An 18,942-nucleotide genomic window follows, 5' to 3' on the forward strand; every position below is an offset into this window, starting at 1 on the left:
TGCCCGAAGGGCGGATGAGGGGTCTCTTTCTTCACGTCTGGCATACCTGAGCGCAGCACCCCTCACCCTGACCTTCCGCTGAACGCGTCAGGTCGTCCCTCTCCCTCAAGGGGAGAGGGGAAGGGTCAAATCCCCCCATACCAGTCATAGCCATTATCCGGCCAATAGCCGCCCTTGCCTCGCCCGAACGGGCTGAGGTCATCCACCAGCTCGATCGTATGCAGGTACTTCGGCTGCTTGTAGCCCAGCGCCCGCTCGATCCGCAGCCGGATCGGCGCCCCATTGGCCACCGGCAGCACCTGGTCGTTGAGCCCGTAGCTCAAAATCGTCTGCGGGTGATAGGCATCCACCAGATCGGAACTCTCATAGTAGAGAATATCGCCGGTCAGCGTGCGCTGGATATTGTCGTAGCAGTGATAGACGCAGAACCGCGCCTGCGGTTTCACCCCGGCCATGTCGAGGATCGGTCCCAGCGGCGTGCCGGTCCATTTGGCGATGCAGCTCCAGCCCTCGACGCAGTCGTGCCGGGTGATCTGGCTGCGCGAAGGCATGTTGCGCAATTCGGCGAGCGAGAAGCTCACCTCGCGCTCCACCATGCCCTTGACGGTCAGCCGGTACGGCTCGAAATTCTGCATCTGCAGGAACATATATTCCGGCGTCGACGGTTCGGTGGAGCCGTTGGGGCGCTGGCCCTGGCGGATTTCGCTGGCCGAATATTCGCGCGCCAGGGTCTGGTCGCCGATCAGGGTACGCTGCACATTGTAGGTCAGCACATTGGCCTGCTCCATGGCGTGACGCACCGGGTTTTCCCGCGAGCCGAGAAAATCGAACTGGTCGCAGCCGGCCAGGACCAGCCCCGAGCCGGCCAGTGCCGAACTGCGCAGGAAATTGCGGCGTGTGATCAGTCCGCTCATGGTCGGTCTCCTTCGGCTTCCGGCGTGCCGGGGCTGGCGCGGTACCAGCCTGTTATCATCGAGCGCAACTCGTTGACCGGTCCGGCCGCCAGCACCATCACGATATGGACGATGAAGAAGGCCACCAGCAGCGCCATGGTGATGAAATGGATAGTCCGCGCCGTCTGCCGCCCGCCGAACAGGTCGAGCAGCCACGGCCAGGCCGCATCCATGCCGGGGCTCATGGTCAGTCCCGTGGCGACGATCAGCGGGAAGAGGATGAAGAACACGCCAAAATAGGCCAGCTTCTGCAGCGGCCCATAATGCCGCCCATGCTTGAAGCGCAAGGTCGCGTGGTCCACCAAGTCCCTGGGCACTCCGGCAATATCGGCCGGCTTCGGCACGATATCGCGGCGGATATGGCCATTGATGAAGCTGGCCACGAACCAGATGAAGATCGTCGCGACGAAAATCCACCCGAAGAAGAAATGCACCACCCGTCCGGTGCCGAGATCGCGATAGGACGGAATGGTCACCGCACCCGGAAAGCCGGTAAAGGCGGGCCGCTCGGCCGTGCCACTCATTCCCAGCCCCAGCGCCGTCGTGTCGAAGCTGTTGCCGAAGATCGTCGTCCGCCCGCGCGGGCCGTCCGGCGTATTGACCGCGCCGATCTCGAGAATGGCATTGTCGAATTCGAAGCCCGATTGCTGGCCGATGTAGAGCGCCGGATGCGCATTGAAGATTTGCAGCCCGGTCAGCAGCAGAAAGAACAGGCAGATCGCCCACACCCAATGGGTCACCCGCGTCCAGATCGACTGGCGATAGATCAGCGGTCCCTTGCCGGCCGCGTCGTTGGCTTCGCTCATCTGCTCCCCCTGATGGCATCGAGGCCATTTGCCCCGCGCGAGCAGTAACGGAGCCGCGCGGGACAAATGATGCATAGCATGGAAATTTATTTGGTGGCGGGCGCCATCGCGTCGGTGGCCATGGCATCCCCACCCATCGCGTCACTGCCTACGCCCATGGCCTTCATGGCGCCCATCACGTCCATGCCCATATGCAGGCCATGGCAGGCCGCGGCTGCCGCCTGCATGGCGGCGGGGAAGGTGATGCCGCCCGCCTGCTCCATGCACAGCGCATAGTCTGCGTCGCTGATCGGCGGCATTGTCGGTTCACCCGCCATCATGGCGCCGGCAGGCGCCATGGCGTCTTGTGCGGGTGCCATCGCATCCTGGGCCATGGTGGCCGGAACGAGGGCAAGTGAAATCGCGGCGGCAAGCGCAATGCCGCGCATTCTGTTGGTCATGATGGTCTCCCTGGATCGATCCCGCCGATAGGCGGATCATGCCCCGCTATTCGCCGGCCTGGTCCAGGGCGTTACGCGATCACGCCGACGTGATCGACACTTGCTTATTCCCTCGTCCCCCGCGTGCATGTAACCATGCCGCCAGCGGGAGCGAATGAATGCACAATGCAGACTGATCCGACCGAGACGCGACTGCGAGGGCTGATGCTCGCCTCGCTCGATGGCGATGCGGCGGCCTATCGCGCGCTGCTATCGGAACTCGGTCGTCACCTGCGCTCGTATTTCACCCGGCGGCTCACCCCCGCCTTTGCATCGCACGCGGAGGACCTCGTGCAGGAAACCCTCCTCGCCATTCATGTCAGGCGCATGACCTACGACCGCAGCCGGCCCTTCACCGCCTGGCTGCATGCGGTGGCGCACCACAAATTCGTCGATCACGTCCGCCGCCAGTCCATCCGGCTGACCGTGCCGCTGGAGGATGACGCCCCCATTTTCGCCCATGACGACAGCGCCGACGCATTGGCCCGGCGCGACCTCGATGTAGTCCTCGATGCTATCCCCGCCCGCACCGGCGATCTCATTCGCCGCACCCGGATCGAGGGCGCCTCGGTTGCCGAGGCCGCCGCGGCGCATGGCATGTCCGAAACGGCCGCCAAGGTGTCCATTCATCGCGGGCTCAAGTCGCTCGCGGCGCGCTTCGCGGGAGGGCCGAAATGACCGACGACCTGATCGCCCGCCTTTCCGCCGATCTCAAGCCGGTGCGCCGCACCGCCATGCCGCGCCTGCTCATCGGCGCCCTGCTGGTCAGCGGGGTCGTCGCCGCCATCGCCATGCTGACCCTGCTCGGCATGCGGCCCGACATGGAAGTGGCCACCACCACCATGATGTACTGGACCAAGTTCGGCTACACCCTGGCCATGGCGCTGCTCGGCCTTGCCGCGACTCTGGTGCTGGCCCGCCCCGACGGGCGCGCCCGCTGGCCCTGGCTGGCCGCCTTCGGCCTGCTCGATGTGCTGCTGGTCATTGCCGTAGTCCAGCTCGCCCGCGCCGATGACATGATGCCCCTTATCATGGGTTCATCCATCCTGCGTGCCCTGACCTATATCCCGGTCTTCGCCCTGCCGGTCCTGCTCGCCGCCCTGCTTGCCTTGCGCCGCATGGCCCCCGCCAATCCCACCCTGGCCGGCTTCGCCGCCGGCATCATGGCCGGCGGCACCGGCGCCTGGATTTACGCTTTCGCCTGCGCCGAGACCGGCATGATGTTCCTGGCGCTCTGGTACACGCTGGCAATTGTCATCGTGGCGGCCTTGGGCGCAGTGCTGGGACGATATCTGCTGCGGTGGTAAAGGTCGCGGCCTTCAGTCGTCACCCCTCGCCCCTTGAGGGAGAGGGTGGAAATCCGCGTCCAGCGGATTTCCGGGGTGCTGCGCTCTCCCATGCTTCAATGTCCGGGATGGCGCAGAACCCCTCATCCGCCCTTCGGGCACCTTCTCCCTCAAGGGGAGAAGGAAGATTGCGTCTATTCCTCTCTTGCCGCCCAGTTCATGCCCCGCCGCATGATCGTCGCCATTTCCAGCACCTCGAATTCCTTGGCCTGATGCCCCAGCGTCGAGTGGAACACCCTGCCCTTGCCGTGCATCCGCTTCCACGCCACCGGCATTTTCACGCCCTTGATCCAGGGCGCATGCTCGCCGCTGAATGTCGTCGTCGCCAGCACATGGTTGGAGGGGTCGACATGCATGTAATATTGCTCGGACGTATAGGGAAACGCCTTGATCCCCGCCATGATCGGATCGAGCGGGTCGGCTACGTCCACCGTATAGTCGATGATCCCGCCCGGATGGGCCACCCACTGCCCGCCCACCATGAACTGATAGTCCACCGCCTCGCGGAAGGCGTCGCTCATGCCGCCGTGATGGCCGGCCAGCCCGACCCCGCCTTCGACCGCCCTGGTCAGGTTCTCCACCTCTTCCTTGGCAATCTTGCTCATGGTGAAGATGGGGATGATCAGGCTCAGGTCGTGGATGGCCGGATCGGCAAAGGCGCTAGTCTCGGTGGCGGTGCGCACCGAAAAGCCATCCTCATGCAGCCATCGGCGATAGATGGCGGCACATTCCTCCGGGTCATGCCCGGACCAGCCGCCATAGACGATCAATGCACTTTTCATGCCGCAGACTCCGCAAATCAACGGCGCGGAGAATACCCGACTGGTTCAGTATTGAAACCCCGGCGTCACGCCGGAACGGTCTGGCCCCACTGCGCGCGGGCAAAGGCCCAGCTACGCAGCACCATGAAATTCACCCCCGAGGTCAGGGCGATCACCAGCATCGATGCGGGCAGGGTGGGCATGGCCAACAGGCCATGCGCGAGGAACGAAAACAGCGCTGCCAGCACCAGCGCCATGGCTTGCACCGCCATATAGCGCGGCAGCGCTTGGCCGTGCGGCGCATCGGACTCGAACGAATAGCGCCGATGCAGCAGATAGACCGGCAGGATCAGGCTGGCATAGCAGGCAGTGTTGACCATCCAGTCGGCAAAGCCGGTATCGAGCCAGATCATTGCCGTCGACAATACAACGAATGCCGCCGCGCCCGACGCCCCGATGCCGATAAAGGCAATGAGCCCGCCGAATAGCCGCGCTTCGGGCCGCGTCGGCGGCACCTCGCGCATCAGGCTCTCCAGGGCTGCGCTCATGGGCGTTCAATCCTCAGGCAGGTCGGGTTGGCTGCACTATGGACGGGGCGCCTTGCCCGCCGGTTTACGCTATGCCGGCGCGCGGCACTGTTTTGCGCCATGGTTGATTTAGCTTGAACCCCCGTTTGCGCATGGCCTTCATGAAACCACTCATCAAGGCCGAAACTTGACCAAAAGGTCCACTTTTCTCTGTCACAAAAGACTGGTTAACTCAGCGCTATCGCCGTGGCCGGACGGAGGGCTTCGTTTGGCATCGCCCGAGCTGCGGGAACTGGTCTGAAGTCAAAGCAATCAAAAAGGATACAGGGATGAAAAGTTTACTTCTTGGCGCCACGGCGCTCACCCTCTGCGCCGGATTTTCCGGCGCCGCCTATGCAGATTTCACGCTCAACATCCTGCATATCAACGACTTCCACTCCCGCTTCGATCCCATCACCGGCACCGATTCCAACTGCGACGCCGAAACCGACGCCAAGGGCGAATGCTTCGGCGGCATTGCCCGTCTCAAGACCATCATCGACGACACCCGCGCCAGCCATGCCGATGGCAACACGCTGCTGCTCTCGGCCGGCGACAATTTCCAGGGCTCGCTCTATTACACGACCTACAAGTCCAAGGTCGTGTCCGACTTCTTCAACCAGATGGGCTTCGACGTGGTCGCCACCGGCAACCACGAATTCGATGATGGCCCCGAAGAATTCATGAAATTCATCGAGACGGCCGAATTCCCCATCATCGGCGGCAATTTCGACGTGACCCGCGATGAGAACCTGCGCGGCAAGATCAAGGGTTCCATCGTCATCGAAGTGGGTGGCGAGAAGATCGGCATTATCGGCGCCACCACCGAGGATACGCCGGAAATCGCCTCGCCCGGCCCCAATGTCGAATTCACTGACGTCATCCAGTATGTGCGCGGCGCCTCCGAAGCGCTCGACGCAGCCGGCGTCAACAAGATCATCCTCCTCAGCCATATCGGCTACACGGTCGACATGGACGTGGCGGCGGCCCTGCCGCTGGTCGACGTCATCGTCGGTGGCCACAGCCACACCCTGCTCTCCAACACCGCCGAAGGCGCCGCTGGCCCCTATCCGACCATGGTGACCAACCCGGACGGCGTCGAAGTGCCGGTGGTGCAGGCCAACCAGTATGGCAAGTATCTGGGCGATATCGCCATCACCTGGGACGATAACGGCGTCGTCACAAAGGCCGAAGGCGAACCCTTCCTGATCGACGCCTCGGTCAAGGGCAACGAGGAATTTGCGGGCCAGCTGGCCGAACTCGCCGGCCCCATCCAGGAAGCCATGGGCGTGGTGATCGGCACCACCACCGAAGCCATCGAAGGCTCCCGCGAAGTCTGCCGCGCCATGGAATGTTCCATGGGCAACCTGCTCGCCGATGCCATTCTTGATCGCGTCGCCGACCAGGGCGCCACCATCGCCTTTCAGAATGGTGGCGGTATCCGCGCCTCCATCGATGCGGGCGAAATCACCAAGGGCGACGTGATTACTGTGCTGCCCTTCTCCAACACGCTGGCCACCGTGGAAATCAGCGGCGCTGACGTCATCGAGGCGCTCGAAAACGGCGTCAGCGATGTCGAGAACGGCGCCGGACGCTTTGCCCAGGTCGCGGGCCTCAAATACAGCTTCAACCTCAGCCAGCCCGCCGGCAGCCGCGTCAGCGACGTGCTGGTCAAGGGCGAGGGCGATGCCTGGGTGCCGATCGACGAAGCCGCCAACTACATCATCGTCACCAATAACTATGTGCGTGGCGGCGGCGACGGCTACGGCACCTTCGCCGAAGGCGACAACCCTTACGACTTCGGCCCGCCGCTCGAAGAAGTGGTGGCCGACTATATCGCCAAGCAGGGCGGCACCTACACGCCTTATACAGACGGCCGCATCACCGAGATCAAGTGATCCCGCTGGGCACGAAAATACGAAGGGCGCCCACCGGGCGCCCTTTTTATTCCTTCTCCCCTTGAGGGAGAAGGTGCCCGAAGGGCGGATGAGGGGTGGTGCGCTATCCGCGAATGTCGAAGCATGGGATGGTGCAGCACCCCTCACCCTGACCTTCCGCTGAACGCGTCAGGTCGTCCCTCTCCCTCAAGGGGAGAGGGAAAGGCCCTAGGCCCTTCTTGCGATCTGCCCCCAGGCCAGCAGGATAATCACCGCCCCGACGATGGCCCCGATGAAATTGGCGCCGTCGCCCGGCCCGTACCAGCCGATGGCCTGGCCCAGCCAGGTGGCCAGCACCGCGCCGACAATGCCCAGAACGGTCGTAAGAATGAACCCGCTCGGCTTCCTGTCGCCCGGCGTGATCCACTTGGCGATCAGCCCCGCCAGGAATCCGATGATAATGGCCCAGATAATACCCATTATGGCGCTCCATTGTGATGGTCACCGGATAAGTCGGTAGCGCCTCATCCGGTTGCAAGACTGCACCACTCGCGGAGCTGTGAGGGATTAAATTCTGATTGTGATCAGATTAGGCGCAACTCCTCGCCGCCCCAGCCGTTGGGTGCCTGTTCATGTGGGGAGCACAACCCACCAAGGAGTTTGAAAAATGAAAAAGACCTTTGCTGTTACCGCCATTGCCGCCCTTCTGGCCGCCACCGCCCTGCCTGCCCTGGCGCAGGATGCCGGTGCCGGCGTGGGTGCGGGCGTTACCGTCGACACCCCGGCCGTCGATGCCAAGGTTGGCGCTGATGCTAACGCCAATGCAAATGCCAATGCCGGCGGCATGTCGGACAACACCTATGGTTCGGTGGTTTCGTCAGTCGCTGGTTCGGCCGATGTGGATCTGTCCACGGTAACCGACGAAGCCAAGGTGACCATAGTCCTGCTGTCGTCGCTGCAGGGCGATGCCGCCACCGAAGCGGCTGCGCTCGATGAGGCCCTCTCGGCCAATGCCGATGGCATGACAACGCTGCACACCAATATTGACGGCAATGACGCCATCAAGGCCAAGCTCGAAGCCGAAGGCTATGCCTCCAGCGACGTCGTCGCGGTCAAGAGCAATGCCGATGGCTCGCTCGTCGTCTATGTGGACGACCGCGCCTGAGATCTGACGCAAAAGAGAACCCCGGCCGAACGGCCGGGGTTTTTCTGTCTGTGCTGAGCGCCTTCAGACCTTGTGTTCCATCCGGTCCCGGTCCGTCACCGTAGCCAGGTCCAGCACTTTCTGGATATTGGTGGCGTGGCGGAAGCTCGGCTCCAGCGTCTTGCCCGCCTTCACCGCATCGGCAAAGCGCATGTAGTTGGTCGGCACCGCATCCACCGCCACTTCCGTCCAGGTGCCCGTTTCGGCGTCGTCGCCCAGGCAGGTGAACAGCTTGCTCCAGTCATGCCGATGCTGCACCTCGATCGAACCCAGCTCGCCATAGACGCGCAACCGCAATTCGTTGAAATGCCCGGTCGCCCAGCGCGTGGCATGGATCACGCCCAGCGCGCCATTCTCCAGCTGCGCCGTCATGGCAAAGCTGTCATTGGCGTCGAGATCATATTCGCCGATCTGGTTGTTCTCGGCCTTTTCGAAAGTTTCCAGCCGGCAGAACACCTTGGAGAAGTCGCTGCCCGCGCCATAGGTCGCGAAGTCCAGAATATGCACCCCGATATCGCCCAGCACGCCATTGGAGCCGTGCTTCTTGGAAAGCCGCCACAGCCACTGGCTCTCCGTGCGCCAGTCGCCCCAGGCCTTGGAAACCAGCCAGGACTGCAAATAGCTCGCCTCGAAATGCTTGACCTTGCCCACCGCGCCCGACTGCACGATGTCGCGCGCCTTCTGCAGCTGGCTCACATTGCGGTAGGTGAGGTTGACCATGTTGACCAGGCCGAGCCGTTCGGCCGTCTCGGTCATTTCCATGGCCTTGGCATGGTCGGTGGCCAGCGGCTTTTCACAGAACACATGCTTGCCCGCCGCCAGCGCCGCCATGGTCGTGGGGTAGTGCACGCTGTCGGGCGTCACATTGGCCACCGCGTCGAACTCGCCCCAGGCGAGCGCCGCGTCCAGCGACCCGAAGCCCCGCTCGATAGTATGCGTCGTGCAGAACGCCTCGACCCGCGCCGGATCGACGTCCACGCCACCCGCCAGGGTCACGCCCTCGATCGCTGCAAAATGCTTGGCATGCTGATTGGCCATGCCGCCGGTTCCCAGAATGAGGATCCGCATATTCGTACTTCCCTGTGCGACACTATTGGCCACAATGTTTCAACAAATTCGATGTCATCCCCGCCATGAGCCGGGATCCATCCTGAGATCTTGTCGCGCCCGCGCATCTCGGGATGGGCCCCGGCTCGAGGCCGGGGTGACACCGAGCGCGCGGGGCGCCGTGTGCGTTACTTGAACCCTTCTTCCCGGCCATGATGCAGCTTGGGCCCGCGTTCCACGATCTTTTCGATCGCCTCGTCCACCGGCGTATTGGGCGCATCGAGCAATTCGGGATGCTGATTGGCGTTGTACGCCCAGCTGACCGCGTTGCGCAGCACCAGCCCGACCGTGTCGTCGTGATAGGTCGGATAGGTTTCGTGACCGGGGCGGAAATAGAAGATATTGCCGGCGCCGCGCCGATAGGTCAGGCCGCTGCGGAACACTTCCCCGCCCTGGAACCAGCTGACAAACACCGTTTCCAGCGGCTCGGGCACGCTGAAGGGCTCGCCATACATCTCTTCCATTTCGAGCTCGAAGTAGGCCGGCAGGCCCTTGGCGATGGGATGGCCCGGATTGGTCACCCACAGCCGCTCACGCTCGCCCGCCTCGCGCCAGTGCAGAGCGCAGGGCGACCCCATCAGCCGTTTGAAAATCTTGGAAAAATGCCCCGAATGGAGCACGATCAGCCCCATGCCTTCCCAGACGCGCTTGGCGATGCGCTCGACGATCTCGTCCTGCACCTCGCCATGGGCGGCATGGCCCCACCACACCAGCACGTCGGTATTGGCCAGCGCCTCGACCGTGCAGCCATGCTCGGGCTCCTGCAGCGTCGTGGTCTTGGTCACGATATTGCCGTCGCTGCTCAACAGCTTGGCGATCTGGTTGTGCATGCCGGTGGGGTAGTTGTCGGCAACGATCTTGTTTTTCTGTTCGTGGACGTTCTCGCCCCAGATCAGGGTACGGATCGGCATGGGTAGTCTCCTAAATTGGCTGGTCCGGTGGGGAGGCACCGGCCATTCCGTGGTTCTCCGTGTCGCGCCCACGAAAACGGGAACCCCAGTCGCGACAACGGAGGTTCCCGCTGGCGCGGGAATGACACGGTGGATGATGTCGGCGGCGGTCATGTGGCCGCCACGCTGAATTGACCGCCTAGCGGATCGGTTTGCCGGCTCCGTCGAAGCGGTGAATCTTGTCTTCCATCGGGGCGATATGCACCACATCGCCACTCTTGTAGTCATTGGCCCCATCGAGGCGAACAACCACCGGCTCTTCCGTGCCCATCTCCAGATAGACGTAGGAATCGGCGCCCAGGTTTTCGGTATGGATCACAGTGCCGCTCCAGGTGCCGTTATCGGGCACGATGGTAATGTGCTCGCCGCGGATACCCACAGTCTCGGCATTGAAGGCAGCGGCCTTTTCGCCCGAGATGAAGTTCATCTTCGGCGAACCGATAAAGCCGGCCACGAATACCGAATTGGGGTGCTCGTAAAGCTCCATGGGCGTACCCACCTGTTCCACCAGCCCGTCGCGCAGCACGCAGATGCGGTCGGCCAGCGTCATGGCCTCCACCTGGTCATGCGTCACATAGATCATGGTCACATGGTCCATGCTTTCATGCAGCTTGGCGATCTCGATACGGGTCGCCACGCGCAGGGCAGCATCGAGGTTGCTCAACGGCTCGTCGAACAGGAACACCTTGGGATCGCGGGTAATGGCGCGGCCGATAGCGACGCGCTGGCGCTGCCCGCCCGACAGCTGCTTGGGCAGCCGGTCGAGATACTGGCGGATTTGCAGCATGTCGGCAGCCCGTTCCACGCGCTGCTGGATTTCGTCCTTGCTGTGGCCCTTTTCGAGCGTCAGCCCGAAGGCCATGTTCTCGTAGACCGTCATATGCGGATAGAGCGCGTAGCTCTGGAACACCATGGCGATGCCGCGCTTGGATGGGGCCAGGGCGTTGACCACCTTGCCATCGAACAGCATTTCGCCCGAGGTGATGTCTTCCAGCCCCGAGATCAGCCGCAGCAGGGTGGACTTGCCGCAGCCTGACGGGCCGACAAACACCATGAACTCGCCCTTGCGGACCTCCAGGTCCACGCCCTTGATGACTTCGACCGCGCCAAAGGCCTTGCGAATGTTGCGAAGCTCGATACTTGCCATTTGTTAGCCCTCTTAACCCTTGACGCCGCCGGCGGTGAGACCGCTGACGATCTTGCGCTGGAAGATCAGCACCAGTGCCACCAGCGGAACGGTCACGATGACCGAGGCCGCCATGATGATGCCCCACGGAATTTCATACTGCGAACCGCCCGACAGCAGCGCGATGGCGACAGGCACCGTGCGCGTGTCGTTCGACGAGGTGAAGGTCAGCGCGAACAGGAACTCGTTCCACGCCCCGATGAAGGCCAGCAGGCCCGTGGTCACCAGGGCCGGCCACATCAGCGGCATGAAGACCTTGGTGATGATCACCCAGGGCGACGCCCCGTCCACGATCGCCGCCTCTTCGATTTCGATCGGCAGGTCGCGCATGAAGGTGGTCAGCACCCACACGGTGAAGGGCAGCGTGAAGATGGTGTAGGAGAAGATCAGCGCCCAGGGCGTGTTGTAGATGTTCAACGCCCTGATCAGCTCGAACAGCCCCGACAGCACCGCGATCTGCGGAAACATCGAGACGCCCAGGATAACCATCAGCAGGAAGCCACGGCCGCGGAACCGCACGCGGCTGAGCGCGAAGGCTGCCGTCACTGCCAGGAACAGCGCCAGGATCACCGTTACCGACGCCACGAAGATGGAGTTCAGCAGATTGCGCGGGAAGCTGCCCTGGCTGAGCACCGACTGGTAGTTTTCGAGACTGAACGACACCGGCCAGTAGGTGATGCGGAAGATGTCGGTGCCCTGTTTGAAGCTGGTCAGGATAGCGTAGTAGAACGGGAAGACCGACACTACGACGATGACCACAACCAGCGCATAGAACAGCGTGGTCTTGGTGATTTTCCAGAGATCGAATGTCGCGCCCATCAGCGGTCTCCTCCGTCAAACCGAACCTTGCCCAGCCAGATATAGACGATGGTCAGGATGGCGATGATGAGGAACAGCAGGGTCGACATGGCCGAGCCATAGGCGAACTTGTCGAAGTCGAAGAGGTTTTCGCGCGCCAGCACGCTCATGGTCTTGGTTGCCGAGCTGTTGGGCGTCAGCACATAGATCAAATCGAAGATGCGCAGCGCGTCGAGCAGCCGGAAGATGATCGCCACCATCAGGGCGGGCCTGACCAGCGGCAGCGTGATGCGGAAGAATTGCTTGATCGGGTGCACGCCGTCGATTTCGGCCGCCTCATAGATATCCTTGGGCACCATCTGCAGGCCGGCCAGGATGAGCAAGGCCATGAACGGCGTGGTCTTCCAGATATCGACGACCAGCACCGCCTGCATGGCGGTTTCGGCCGTGGCGGTCCACGCCACCTTCTGGCTCAGCAGGCCAAGCCGCATACCCAGGTCGTTGAGAATGCCGAACTGGTCGTTCAGCATCCAGCTCCACATCTTGGCCGAGACGATCGTGGGAATGGCCCAGGGGATCAGGATGGCCGCGCGGACGATGCCGCGGCCCTTGAATTCGGCGTTCAGCACCAGCGCCACCACCATGCCCAGCACGGCCTCGAAAAATACTGAGGTCGCCGCGAAGCGCAAGGTATTCCACACCGCATTCCACCAGTCCGCATCGACCAGCAGGCCACGATAGCGCACGGCTCCGCTGGCCAGCTGCTGCACGCGGAAATAATTGCCGAAACCGATCCACTCGGCACCGTCGATATTGTTGAGCGAAGCGTCGGTGAATGAGAAATAGATCGAGCGGAGAAGCGGCCAGCCTGCCACCACGGCAAGCGCGATAAGCATGGGCAGCAGGAACCACCGTGCGGCGCGCACGCGCTGCTGCATCAGCTCCGATTTGATCTTGCCGCCAGTCGCCGCGACGGGCGTAGCCATCACATCCGTAGCCATTTCGACCTCCCCGTTTTTAACCATCATTACGCAAAGCGGGCGACGGGGCTAGCCCGCCGTCCGCTCTGGTTGGGCGCTGGGAGGACTTACCAGGCGTCGCCCTTGAGATCGGCCAGGTCGGCTTCGAGACCTTCAAGGTTCTCGGCAGCAGTACCATTGCCCGACAGCGTGCTGTGCACCGCACTCCAGAACAGCGAAGAAACTTCGTTGTACTTGATCTTGGTGGGAGCGGACGGACGCGGCACGGCCTGCTCGAAGATGGCCTTCCAGTTGGCCATGAACGGGGAGGCAGCCAGCACGTCGGCGTCTTCATACAGCGACGGGATCGTCGGCAGGTTCGACTGGTTGATGGCGCGTTCCTTCTGCACTTCCGGCGAGCTCAGGAACAGAGCGAGCTTGATCGCCTCTTCCGGATCGGGGGAGTATTTGGAAACGGCGACGTTCCAGCCGCCCAGCGTAGCGGCAGAGCCGGCGCCTTCACCCTCGCCCGCGGGAAGCGGAGCCACGTCGAACAGGCCCTTCACGGGCGAGTCGTCGCTGTTGCCGAGCGCGTAGGCATAAGGCCAGTTGCGCATGAACACCGAGTTGCCCAGCTGCCAGACGCCACGGCTTTCTTCTTCCTGGTAGGCCAGGTTGCCTTCCGGCGAGATGGTGCCGATCCAGGTTGCAGCCATGTCGATGGCAGCGGCAGCCTGCGGGTTGTTGATCGAGATGGTGCCGTCGGCTTCCACGATCTGGCCGCCGCCGAAGGACTTCACCCATTCCAGGGCATTGCAGGTCAGGCCTTCATAGGCATTGCCCTGGAACACGAAGCCGTACATTTCCGGGTTACCGGCAGCACGCTCGCCATCCATGATTTCCTGGGCGGTCGCGGTCATTTCGGCCCAGGTGGTCGGCACTTCCTTGTTGTACTTTTCCAGCAGGTCCTTGCGGTAGAACAGGGCCGGCGCGTCGGTGAAGGCCGGCAGTGCAACCAGCTTGCCGTCAACCGTCTGCGACTCGATGATCGAGGGGAAGTGGTTGCCCACGACATCCTTGGCGGCATCGGTCAGGTCGAGGAACTGGTCGGCGAGCTGGGGCGCCCAGATCACGTCGGTCTGGTACACGTCGATATCGGCATTGCCGGCAGCGAGCCAGAGCTTGTACTGGCCGAACTGGTCGGACGTCGAGGACGGCATCGGCACAACGGTCACGGTGTTGCCGGTATCGGCCTCGAACTTGTCGAGCTGGCTGCGCAGGAAGGCGAGGCCATTGCCGGTGTCACCCGACACGATCGACAGCTCGGCTGCCTGGGCGGCGCCCGCAACCAGCGTCACGCTCATCATGAGACCGACGAGCAGCTTGTTGATTTTCATTAGATATCCTCCCGAATGAACCAAACGTCGGGAAGGCGCGCCTGTCCGGACCTGCGCTGTCAGCGCCGATCCCGACAAAGGTTGTCCTCCCCACAAAAGCGCCCGTGTCGGCGGCTGTTCCGCCTCCATTTCCAAAGCGCTTTGAATGAAAAAGAACCAGAGCGCGGAATTTCTGTCAAGCGCCTCGTCGCCGCAATTTTAACGAATTTGCCGGCCACGGTCAAATATCATATATAGATCAATGGATTACATGCGCACCAATCCAACATCGGTAAACAGCCCTGCCATTTCTACTGAGGTACGCACCTCATGGAAATGCCGCCGATTTCGCTACTTGCATCAAAATTTGAAATCGCTTTGAATGATGCGAGGAGGAGGAAGCAGGAACCGCTGTTCAAGGCGGCCTGTGTGCCCTATGGCAGGCGGACCGGGCGCGCGCGCTGCAGCGCGCTGCCCACGAGCGTTGGTCATGCCGTGCCTGGGGCGAATGCAGCCATGAGACTGAAGGATCTGGCCGAGCATCTCGGCCTGTCGCAAACCACTGTCAGCCGCGCGCTCAATGGCTATCCCGAAGTCAACGAGGCGACTCGCCTGCGCGTGGCCGAAACCGCGGCGCGGCTGGGCTATCGACCCAATGCCAGCGCCCTGCGCCTCGCCACGGGCCGCTCCGGCGCCGTCGGCCTCGTGCTGCGCGGCGCCGATGAACTGGGCCCGCATATGAGCGAATTCCTCGCCGGCATGGGCGGCCGCATGGGCACCGAGGAAGTCGATATCATCGTCACCACAGTCGATTCCTATGCCGAGGAGGTGGCGGCTTATCGCCGGATCGCCGCCAGCCAGAAGGTCGACGCCATCGTGCTCCATTCGCCCGCTTTGCGCGACGAGCGGGCCGAAATGCTGCTCGACCTCAAAATTCCCTTCGTGCTGCATGGCCGCACCAATATCGGCAAGCCGGTCGCCTGGCTCGATATCGACAATACCGGCGCCGTCGAGCGCGCCACCAGCCATCTGCTCGATCTCGGCCATCGCCGCATCGTGCTGCTCAATGGCCTCAAGGGCCGCACCTTTGCCGAGCATCGCGAGATCGGCTATCTCGCCGCGCTCTCGGCCCGCGGCGTGCCCTTCGATCCGGCGCTGATGGGCAATTCGGTCTTTACCGACGAAGTCGCCTTCCGCCTGGCCCAGGCCATGCTCGAGCTGCGCCCCCGCCCCACGGCCTTCCTCGCCGGCTCGATGATGACGGCGCTCGGCGTGTTCCGCGCCATCCGCCAGGCCGGGCTGGAGCTGGGTCGCGACGTGTCGATGATCGCGCACGACGACGTCTTCCCCTATCTCAATGCCGACAACATGTACCCCACCATGTCGACCACGCGATCCTCGATCCGCCAGGCCGGCATGCGTATCGGTGAACTGATCCTGCAACTGCTCGCCGGCAAGCCCGCCGCCGATATCCACGAGCTCTGGCCGGTGGAACTGGTGCTGCGCGAAAGCTCGGGCCCGGCATCCGAGCGCTGAAGCATGTCCGCCGAAAGTGAGCGCCGGTTTCGGGACAAAGACATAAGGAAGCAAACGCCGCGCCGCCACTTCTTATCTGGTGCGAAAACAGTTCACTTCAAGAATTGGCAATCGCCAGTTTCGGGGTAATTTCTGCCCTCTGCCGGAAGAGGCGAGGATAACGCGATGACCCAGCATGCCGTAGTCATTGCCGGGGGCGGTCCGACCGGATTGATGCTGGCCGGCGAGCTGAAACTGGCGGGGGTAGACGTCGCCATCGTCGAGCGGCGGCCGGGCCATGACTTCCCCGGCACCAGAGCCCGGGGCCTGCACGCCCGCACCATCGAAGTGCTGGATCAGCGCGGCATAGCCGGCCGCTTTCTCGCCGAGGGCCGCACGGCGCAGGTCGCCGGTTTCGGTGGCACATCGCTCGATATCAGCGATTTCCCCACCCGCCACAATTACGGGCTGGCCCTGTTGCAGCAGCATTTCGAGCGCATCCTCGGCGGCTGGATCGATGAACTGGGTGTCACCATCTATCGCGGCTGCGAAGTCGCCGGCTTCGTCCAGCACGACCAATCCGTCGATATCACGCTTGCCGATGGCCGCGCGCTCGCCGCCGGCTACCTCATCGGCTGCGATGGCGGACGCAGCCTGGTCCGCAAGCTGGCTGGCATCGATTTTCCCGGCTCGGATCCGACAGTCAGCAACCTCATCGCCGAAGTGGAGCTGAGCGGGGAACCCGAATGGGGCCTGCGCACCAACGATGTCGGCGTCGAAGGTTTCAGCAGGATCGATGCCGGGCTGGTGGGCATCATCCTCACCGAACGGTTTGCCGGCCAATCCAGCGAACCGAGCCTCGACGATCTCAAGGCAACCCTCTTCGCCCATTACGGCACCGACTACGGCGCGGCCAATCCCCGCTGGATTTCGCGCTTCACCGACATGACGCGGCAGGCCAGTACCTATCGCAACGGCCGCATATTGCTGGCCGGCGACGCCGCGCATATCCATTACCCTGCCGGCGGCCAGGGCCTCAATATGGGCGTGCTGGATGCGGTGAATCTCGGTTGGAAGCTGGCCCAGGTGGTCAAGCACATATCGCCCGCCAGCCTGCTCGATACCTACGAGGCCGAGCGCCATCCCCCGGTCGCCCGCGCCCTGCGCTACACCATGGCCCAGGTCGCCCTCGGCCGTGGCGACGACCGCACCAAAGCGCTGAAGCAGACTTTGTCCGAGCTTCTGGGCATGGACGAACCGCGCAAACGCATGGCTGCCGAAATGTCGGGCCTCGGCATTCACTACGACTTCGGCGCCGGCCATCCCCTGCTCGGCCGCCGCATGCCCGACCTCGATCTGCAGACCGCCGGCGGTCCAGTCCGGGTCTATACCCTGCTGCATGCGGCAAGGCCCATCCTGCTCAACTTCGGCGCTCCCGGCAGCATCGACCTGTCCGCCTGGTCCGATCGGGTGCAACTGGTCGAGGCCGACTATGCCGGCATCTGGGAATTGCCGGTCCTCGGCGCGGTCAGCGGACCCGGCGCCGTATTGGTCAGGCCTGACGGCCATGTCGCCTGGACCGGCGACCAGAGCCGCAACGGGCTGGATCGGGCCCTATCCGCCTGGTTCGGCTAAGGTTCAGCGGTCGATACGGGCTGCATGCTGGGAAGAATAGCGCTCCCCCTGCACCGCAATTCCGGCGGTCGCCGCTTCGATATCGGCCAGGTCCCGAGTCGTCAGCGCCACATCGACCGCTCCGATATTCTCCTCGACGCGATGCAGTTTGGCCCCATCTGGACAGCGGCGGCCTGGTCGAAGCGCTGACCGAATATTGCCCCACCTTCGTCAGCTACCACCTCTATTATCCCAGCCGCCGCCAGTCCTCGCCCGCCTTCACCGCCCTCCTCGACGCCCTGCGCTATCGGGGATAGTCGGCTAGCGGAGTCCATCGCCAGGCCCCGCTGCCTTCACCCCATCCGCAACACATGGTTGTCGAACAGAAACCCGAACGTCCGCCGCTCGCGCTCGGCCCCGGCAATGCCGATCATGGCGCCGTCCCCGCTGGTCGCCACGAAGCCGGCGCCGTCAGCCGCGAGCCCGCAGCCATTGCGCAGCGTTTCCACCAGCACCGGACGCTTGCCCTCGGTGTCGATGGCCACCAGCAGGTCGCCCTCGGGCGACGAGACCGCCACCATGCTCCCGTCGGCCGAAGCCGCGACCGAGCCCACATAATTGCGCAGGTCGGCCAGCGTTCCCGGCGGCAGGTCCACCAGCCTGATCTCGCCATCCATCGTTGCATAGCCCACCAGTTGCGGGCTTTCCCCCGGCGCACCCTTGTACTGGCAGCCGAACCACACCCGGCTTCGCGCATCGATCGCCATGTGGCGGATCGATAGCTGATGCAGCCCCGCCTCCAGCCGCAACTGCCCCACCAGCCTGCCGTCGCGGCGGTCGATGAACACGACCGAAGGGTCCATGGTCTCGATATTGAGTTCGGTCCGTCCGAAATCGGGATGCGTCTCGATCCCGCCATTGGCGACGACGAAGGTCACCCCGTCAGGCATCAGCAGCATTTCGTGCGGGCCGGTGCCGTAGGTGGGGAATTCCCCGATCCGCCGGTAACCGTCGGTGGCGTCATAAATGCCGACCACGCCCCGCGCCGCCTCGAAATCGCTTTCCGTGGCATAGAGCAGCCGCCCATCCGGCGAGAACACGCCATGCCCGTAAAAGTGTCGTCCCTCCACGCTGGTCAGCGTCACCGGCGCTTCCTTCCCCGCCGGATCGAACACCACGGCAAAAGTGCCGGGCTGCCGCGCAAAGACCACGCCGCGACCCGCCTCGCGGCTGATGGTGATGTCGTGCCCACGATCCGGCAGGTCGATGGATGCGATCAGGTCGCCCCGCTCGCCCAGCAGCACCGCGCCATAGCCCCCGCCGGTCGTCTGTACCGAGCTGGCAAAGACCAGCTCGTTCCGTTCCAGCGCCAGCACCTGTCGCGGCACGAGGCTCGCCGCAAAGCTCGCGCCCGCCGCCTTGAGGAATGCCCGCCGCTGCCACAT

The 18,942-nt window shown here is 63.3% G+C and carries 19 protein-coding genes and 1 pseudogene; 7 read left to right on the forward strand and 13 right to left on the reverse strand.

The window, feature by feature from the left end:
• Positions 1-125: 125 nt before the first annotated feature.
• From ASD04_RS07325 to ASD04_RS07335, 3 genes are all read right to left on the reverse strand, one after another.
• Positions 126-914: a molybdopterin-dependent oxidoreductase gene (locus ASD04_RS07325; protein ID WP_056254723.1), complete on the reverse strand. Its 789-nt coding sequence runs from the start codon at positions 912-914 to the stop codon at positions 126-128.
• Positions 911-1,759, reverse strand: a complete 849-nt coding sequence (locus ASD04_RS07330; RefSeq protein WP_056254729.1) for a cytochrome b/b6 domain-containing protein — start codon at positions 1,757-1,759, stop codon at positions 911-913. The genes ASD04_RS07325 and ASD04_RS07330 overlap by 4 nt, the downstream gene beginning before the upstream one ends.
• An 86-nt stretch (positions 1,760-1,845) precedes the next feature.
• Positions 1,846-2,199, reverse strand: a complete 354-nt coding sequence (locus tag ASD04_RS07335) for a hypothetical protein (protein ID WP_056254731.1) — start codon at positions 2,197-2,199, stop codon at positions 1,846-1,848.
• Positions 2,200-2,364: 165 nt separating this feature from the next.
• Between ASD04_RS07335 and ASD04_RS07340 the strand changes: the two genes are divergently transcribed.
• A complete protein-coding gene (locus ASD04_RS07340; protein ID WP_244488270.1) occupies positions 2,365-2,916 on the forward strand; it encodes a sigma-70 family RNA polymerase sigma factor in 552 nt (183 codons plus the stop codon).
• A complete protein-coding gene (locus ASD04_RS07345) occupies positions 2,913-3,545 on the forward strand; it encodes a DUF1109 domain-containing protein (protein WP_056254733.1) in 633 nt (210 codons plus the stop codon). Before ASD04_RS07340 ends, ASD04_RS07345 begins: the two co-directional genes overlap by 4 nt.
• 173 nt (positions 3,546-3,718) lie before the next feature.
• Here the strand turns inward: ASD04_RS07345 and ASD04_RS07350 are convergent, their stop codons facing one another.
• The gene (locus ASD04_RS07350; protein ID WP_056254737.1) at positions 3,719-4,366 is read right to left on the reverse strand and encodes a ThuA domain-containing protein; all 648 of its coding nucleotides are present in this window, start codon (positions 4,364-4,366) and stop codon (positions 3,719-3,721) included.
• Between the two features lie 65 nt (positions 4,367-4,431).
• Entirely contained in the window at positions 4,432-4,893 is a 462-nt protein-coding gene (locus ASD04_RS07355; protein WP_156461149.1) for a GtrA family protein, read from the reverse strand.
• A 308-nt stretch (positions 4,894-5,201) separates the two neighbouring features.
• On the opposite strand from ASD04_RS07355, the gene ASD04_RS07360 reads away from it, so the two are divergent.
• Entirely contained in the window at positions 5,202-6,809 is a 1,608-nt protein-coding gene (locus ASD04_RS07360) for a bifunctional metallophosphatase/5'-nucleotidase (RefSeq protein ID WP_056254745.1), read from the forward strand.
• A 207-nt stretch (positions 6,810-7,016) separates the two neighbouring features.
• On the opposite strand, the gene ASD04_RS07365 is transcribed toward ASD04_RS07360, so the two are convergent.
• A complete protein-coding gene (locus ASD04_RS07365) occupies positions 7,017-7,268 on the reverse strand; it encodes a GlsB/YeaQ/YmgE family stress response membrane protein (protein WP_056254747.1) in 252 nt (83 codons plus the stop codon).
• Positions 7,269-7,455: 187 nt separating this feature from the next.
• Here ASD04_RS07365 and ASD04_RS07370 point away from each other — a divergent pair, with 187 nt between their 5' ends.
• A complete protein-coding gene (locus tag ASD04_RS07370) occupies positions 7,456-7,953 on the forward strand; it encodes a hypothetical protein (protein ID WP_056254750.1) in 498 nt (165 codons plus the stop codon).
• A 63-nt stretch (positions 7,954-8,016) separates the two neighbouring features.
• On the opposite strand, the gene ASD04_RS07375 is transcribed toward ASD04_RS07370, so the two are convergent.
• From ASD04_RS07375 to ASD04_RS07400, 6 genes are all read right to left on the reverse strand, one after another.
• A complete protein-coding gene (locus ASD04_RS07375; protein WP_056254753.1) occupies positions 8,017-9,060 on the reverse strand; it encodes a Gfo/Idh/MocA family oxidoreductase in 1,044 nt (347 codons plus the stop codon).
• Between the two features lie 167 nt (positions 9,061-9,227).
• A complete protein-coding gene (locus tag ASD04_RS07380) occupies positions 9,228-10,010 on the reverse strand; it encodes a ThuA domain-containing protein (protein ID WP_056254755.1) in 783 nt (260 codons plus the stop codon).
• 178 nt (positions 10,011-10,188) lie between these two features.
• The gene (locus ASD04_RS07385; RefSeq protein WP_056254758.1) at positions 10,189-11,196 is read right to left on the reverse strand and encodes an ABC transporter ATP-binding protein; all 1,008 of its coding nucleotides are present in this window, start codon (positions 11,194-11,196) and stop codon (positions 10,189-10,191) included.
• Positions 11,197-11,208: 12 nt separating this feature from the next.
• Positions 11,209-12,054 (reverse strand): carbohydrate ABC transporter permease, encoded by an 846-nt coding sequence (locus ASD04_RS07390; protein ID WP_056254761.1) that lies wholly within the window; start codon positions 12,052-12,054, stop codon positions 11,209-11,211.
• Positions 12,054-13,034: a sugar ABC transporter permease gene (locus ASD04_RS07395; RefSeq protein WP_056254764.1), complete on the reverse strand. Its 981-nt coding sequence runs from the start codon at positions 13,032-13,034 to the stop codon at positions 12,054-12,056. The genes ASD04_RS07390 and ASD04_RS07395 overlap by 1 nt, the downstream gene beginning before the upstream one ends.
• Before the next feature lie 86 nt (positions 13,035-13,120).
• Positions 13,121-14,389 (reverse strand): ABC transporter substrate-binding protein, encoded by a 1,269-nt coding sequence (locus ASD04_RS07400; RefSeq protein ID WP_056254768.1) that lies wholly within the window; start codon positions 14,387-14,389, stop codon positions 13,121-13,123.
• A gap of 495 nt (positions 14,390-14,884) precedes the next feature.
• Here ASD04_RS07400 and ASD04_RS07405 point away from each other — a divergent pair, with 495 nt between their 5' ends.
• The 3 genes and pseudogenes from ASD04_RS07405 to ASD04_RS19840 form a co-directional block, all read left to right on the forward strand.
• The gene (locus ASD04_RS07405; protein ID WP_056254771.1) at positions 14,885-15,904 is read left to right on the forward strand and encodes a substrate-binding domain-containing protein; all 1,020 of its coding nucleotides are present in this window, start codon (positions 14,885-14,887) and stop codon (positions 15,902-15,904) included.
• A gap of 165 nt (positions 15,905-16,069) precedes the next feature.
• Positions 16,070-17,518: an FAD-dependent monooxygenase gene (locus ASD04_RS07410; protein ID WP_056254773.1), complete on the forward strand. Its 1,449-nt coding sequence runs from the start codon at positions 16,070-16,072 to the stop codon at positions 17,516-17,518.
• A 146-nt stretch (positions 17,519-17,664) separates the two neighbouring features.
• A pseudogene (locus ASD04_RS19840) lies at positions 17,665-17,814 on the forward strand (LysR family transcriptional regulator); the annotation flags it as partial.
• Between the two features lie 36 nt (positions 17,815-17,850).
• Here ASD04_RS19840 and ASD04_RS07420 read toward each other — a convergent pair.
• Positions 17,851-18,942: a DUF1513 domain-containing protein gene (locus tag ASD04_RS07420; RefSeq protein WP_056254778.1), complete on the reverse strand. Its 1,092-nt coding sequence runs from the start codon at positions 18,940-18,942 to the stop codon at positions 17,851-17,853.

It is taken from the genome of Devosia sp. Root436, from assembly GCF_001426345.1.
In the GTDB taxonomy this organism is placed as follows: domain Bacteria; phylum Pseudomonadota; class Alphaproteobacteria; order Rhizobiales; family Devosiaceae; genus Devosia.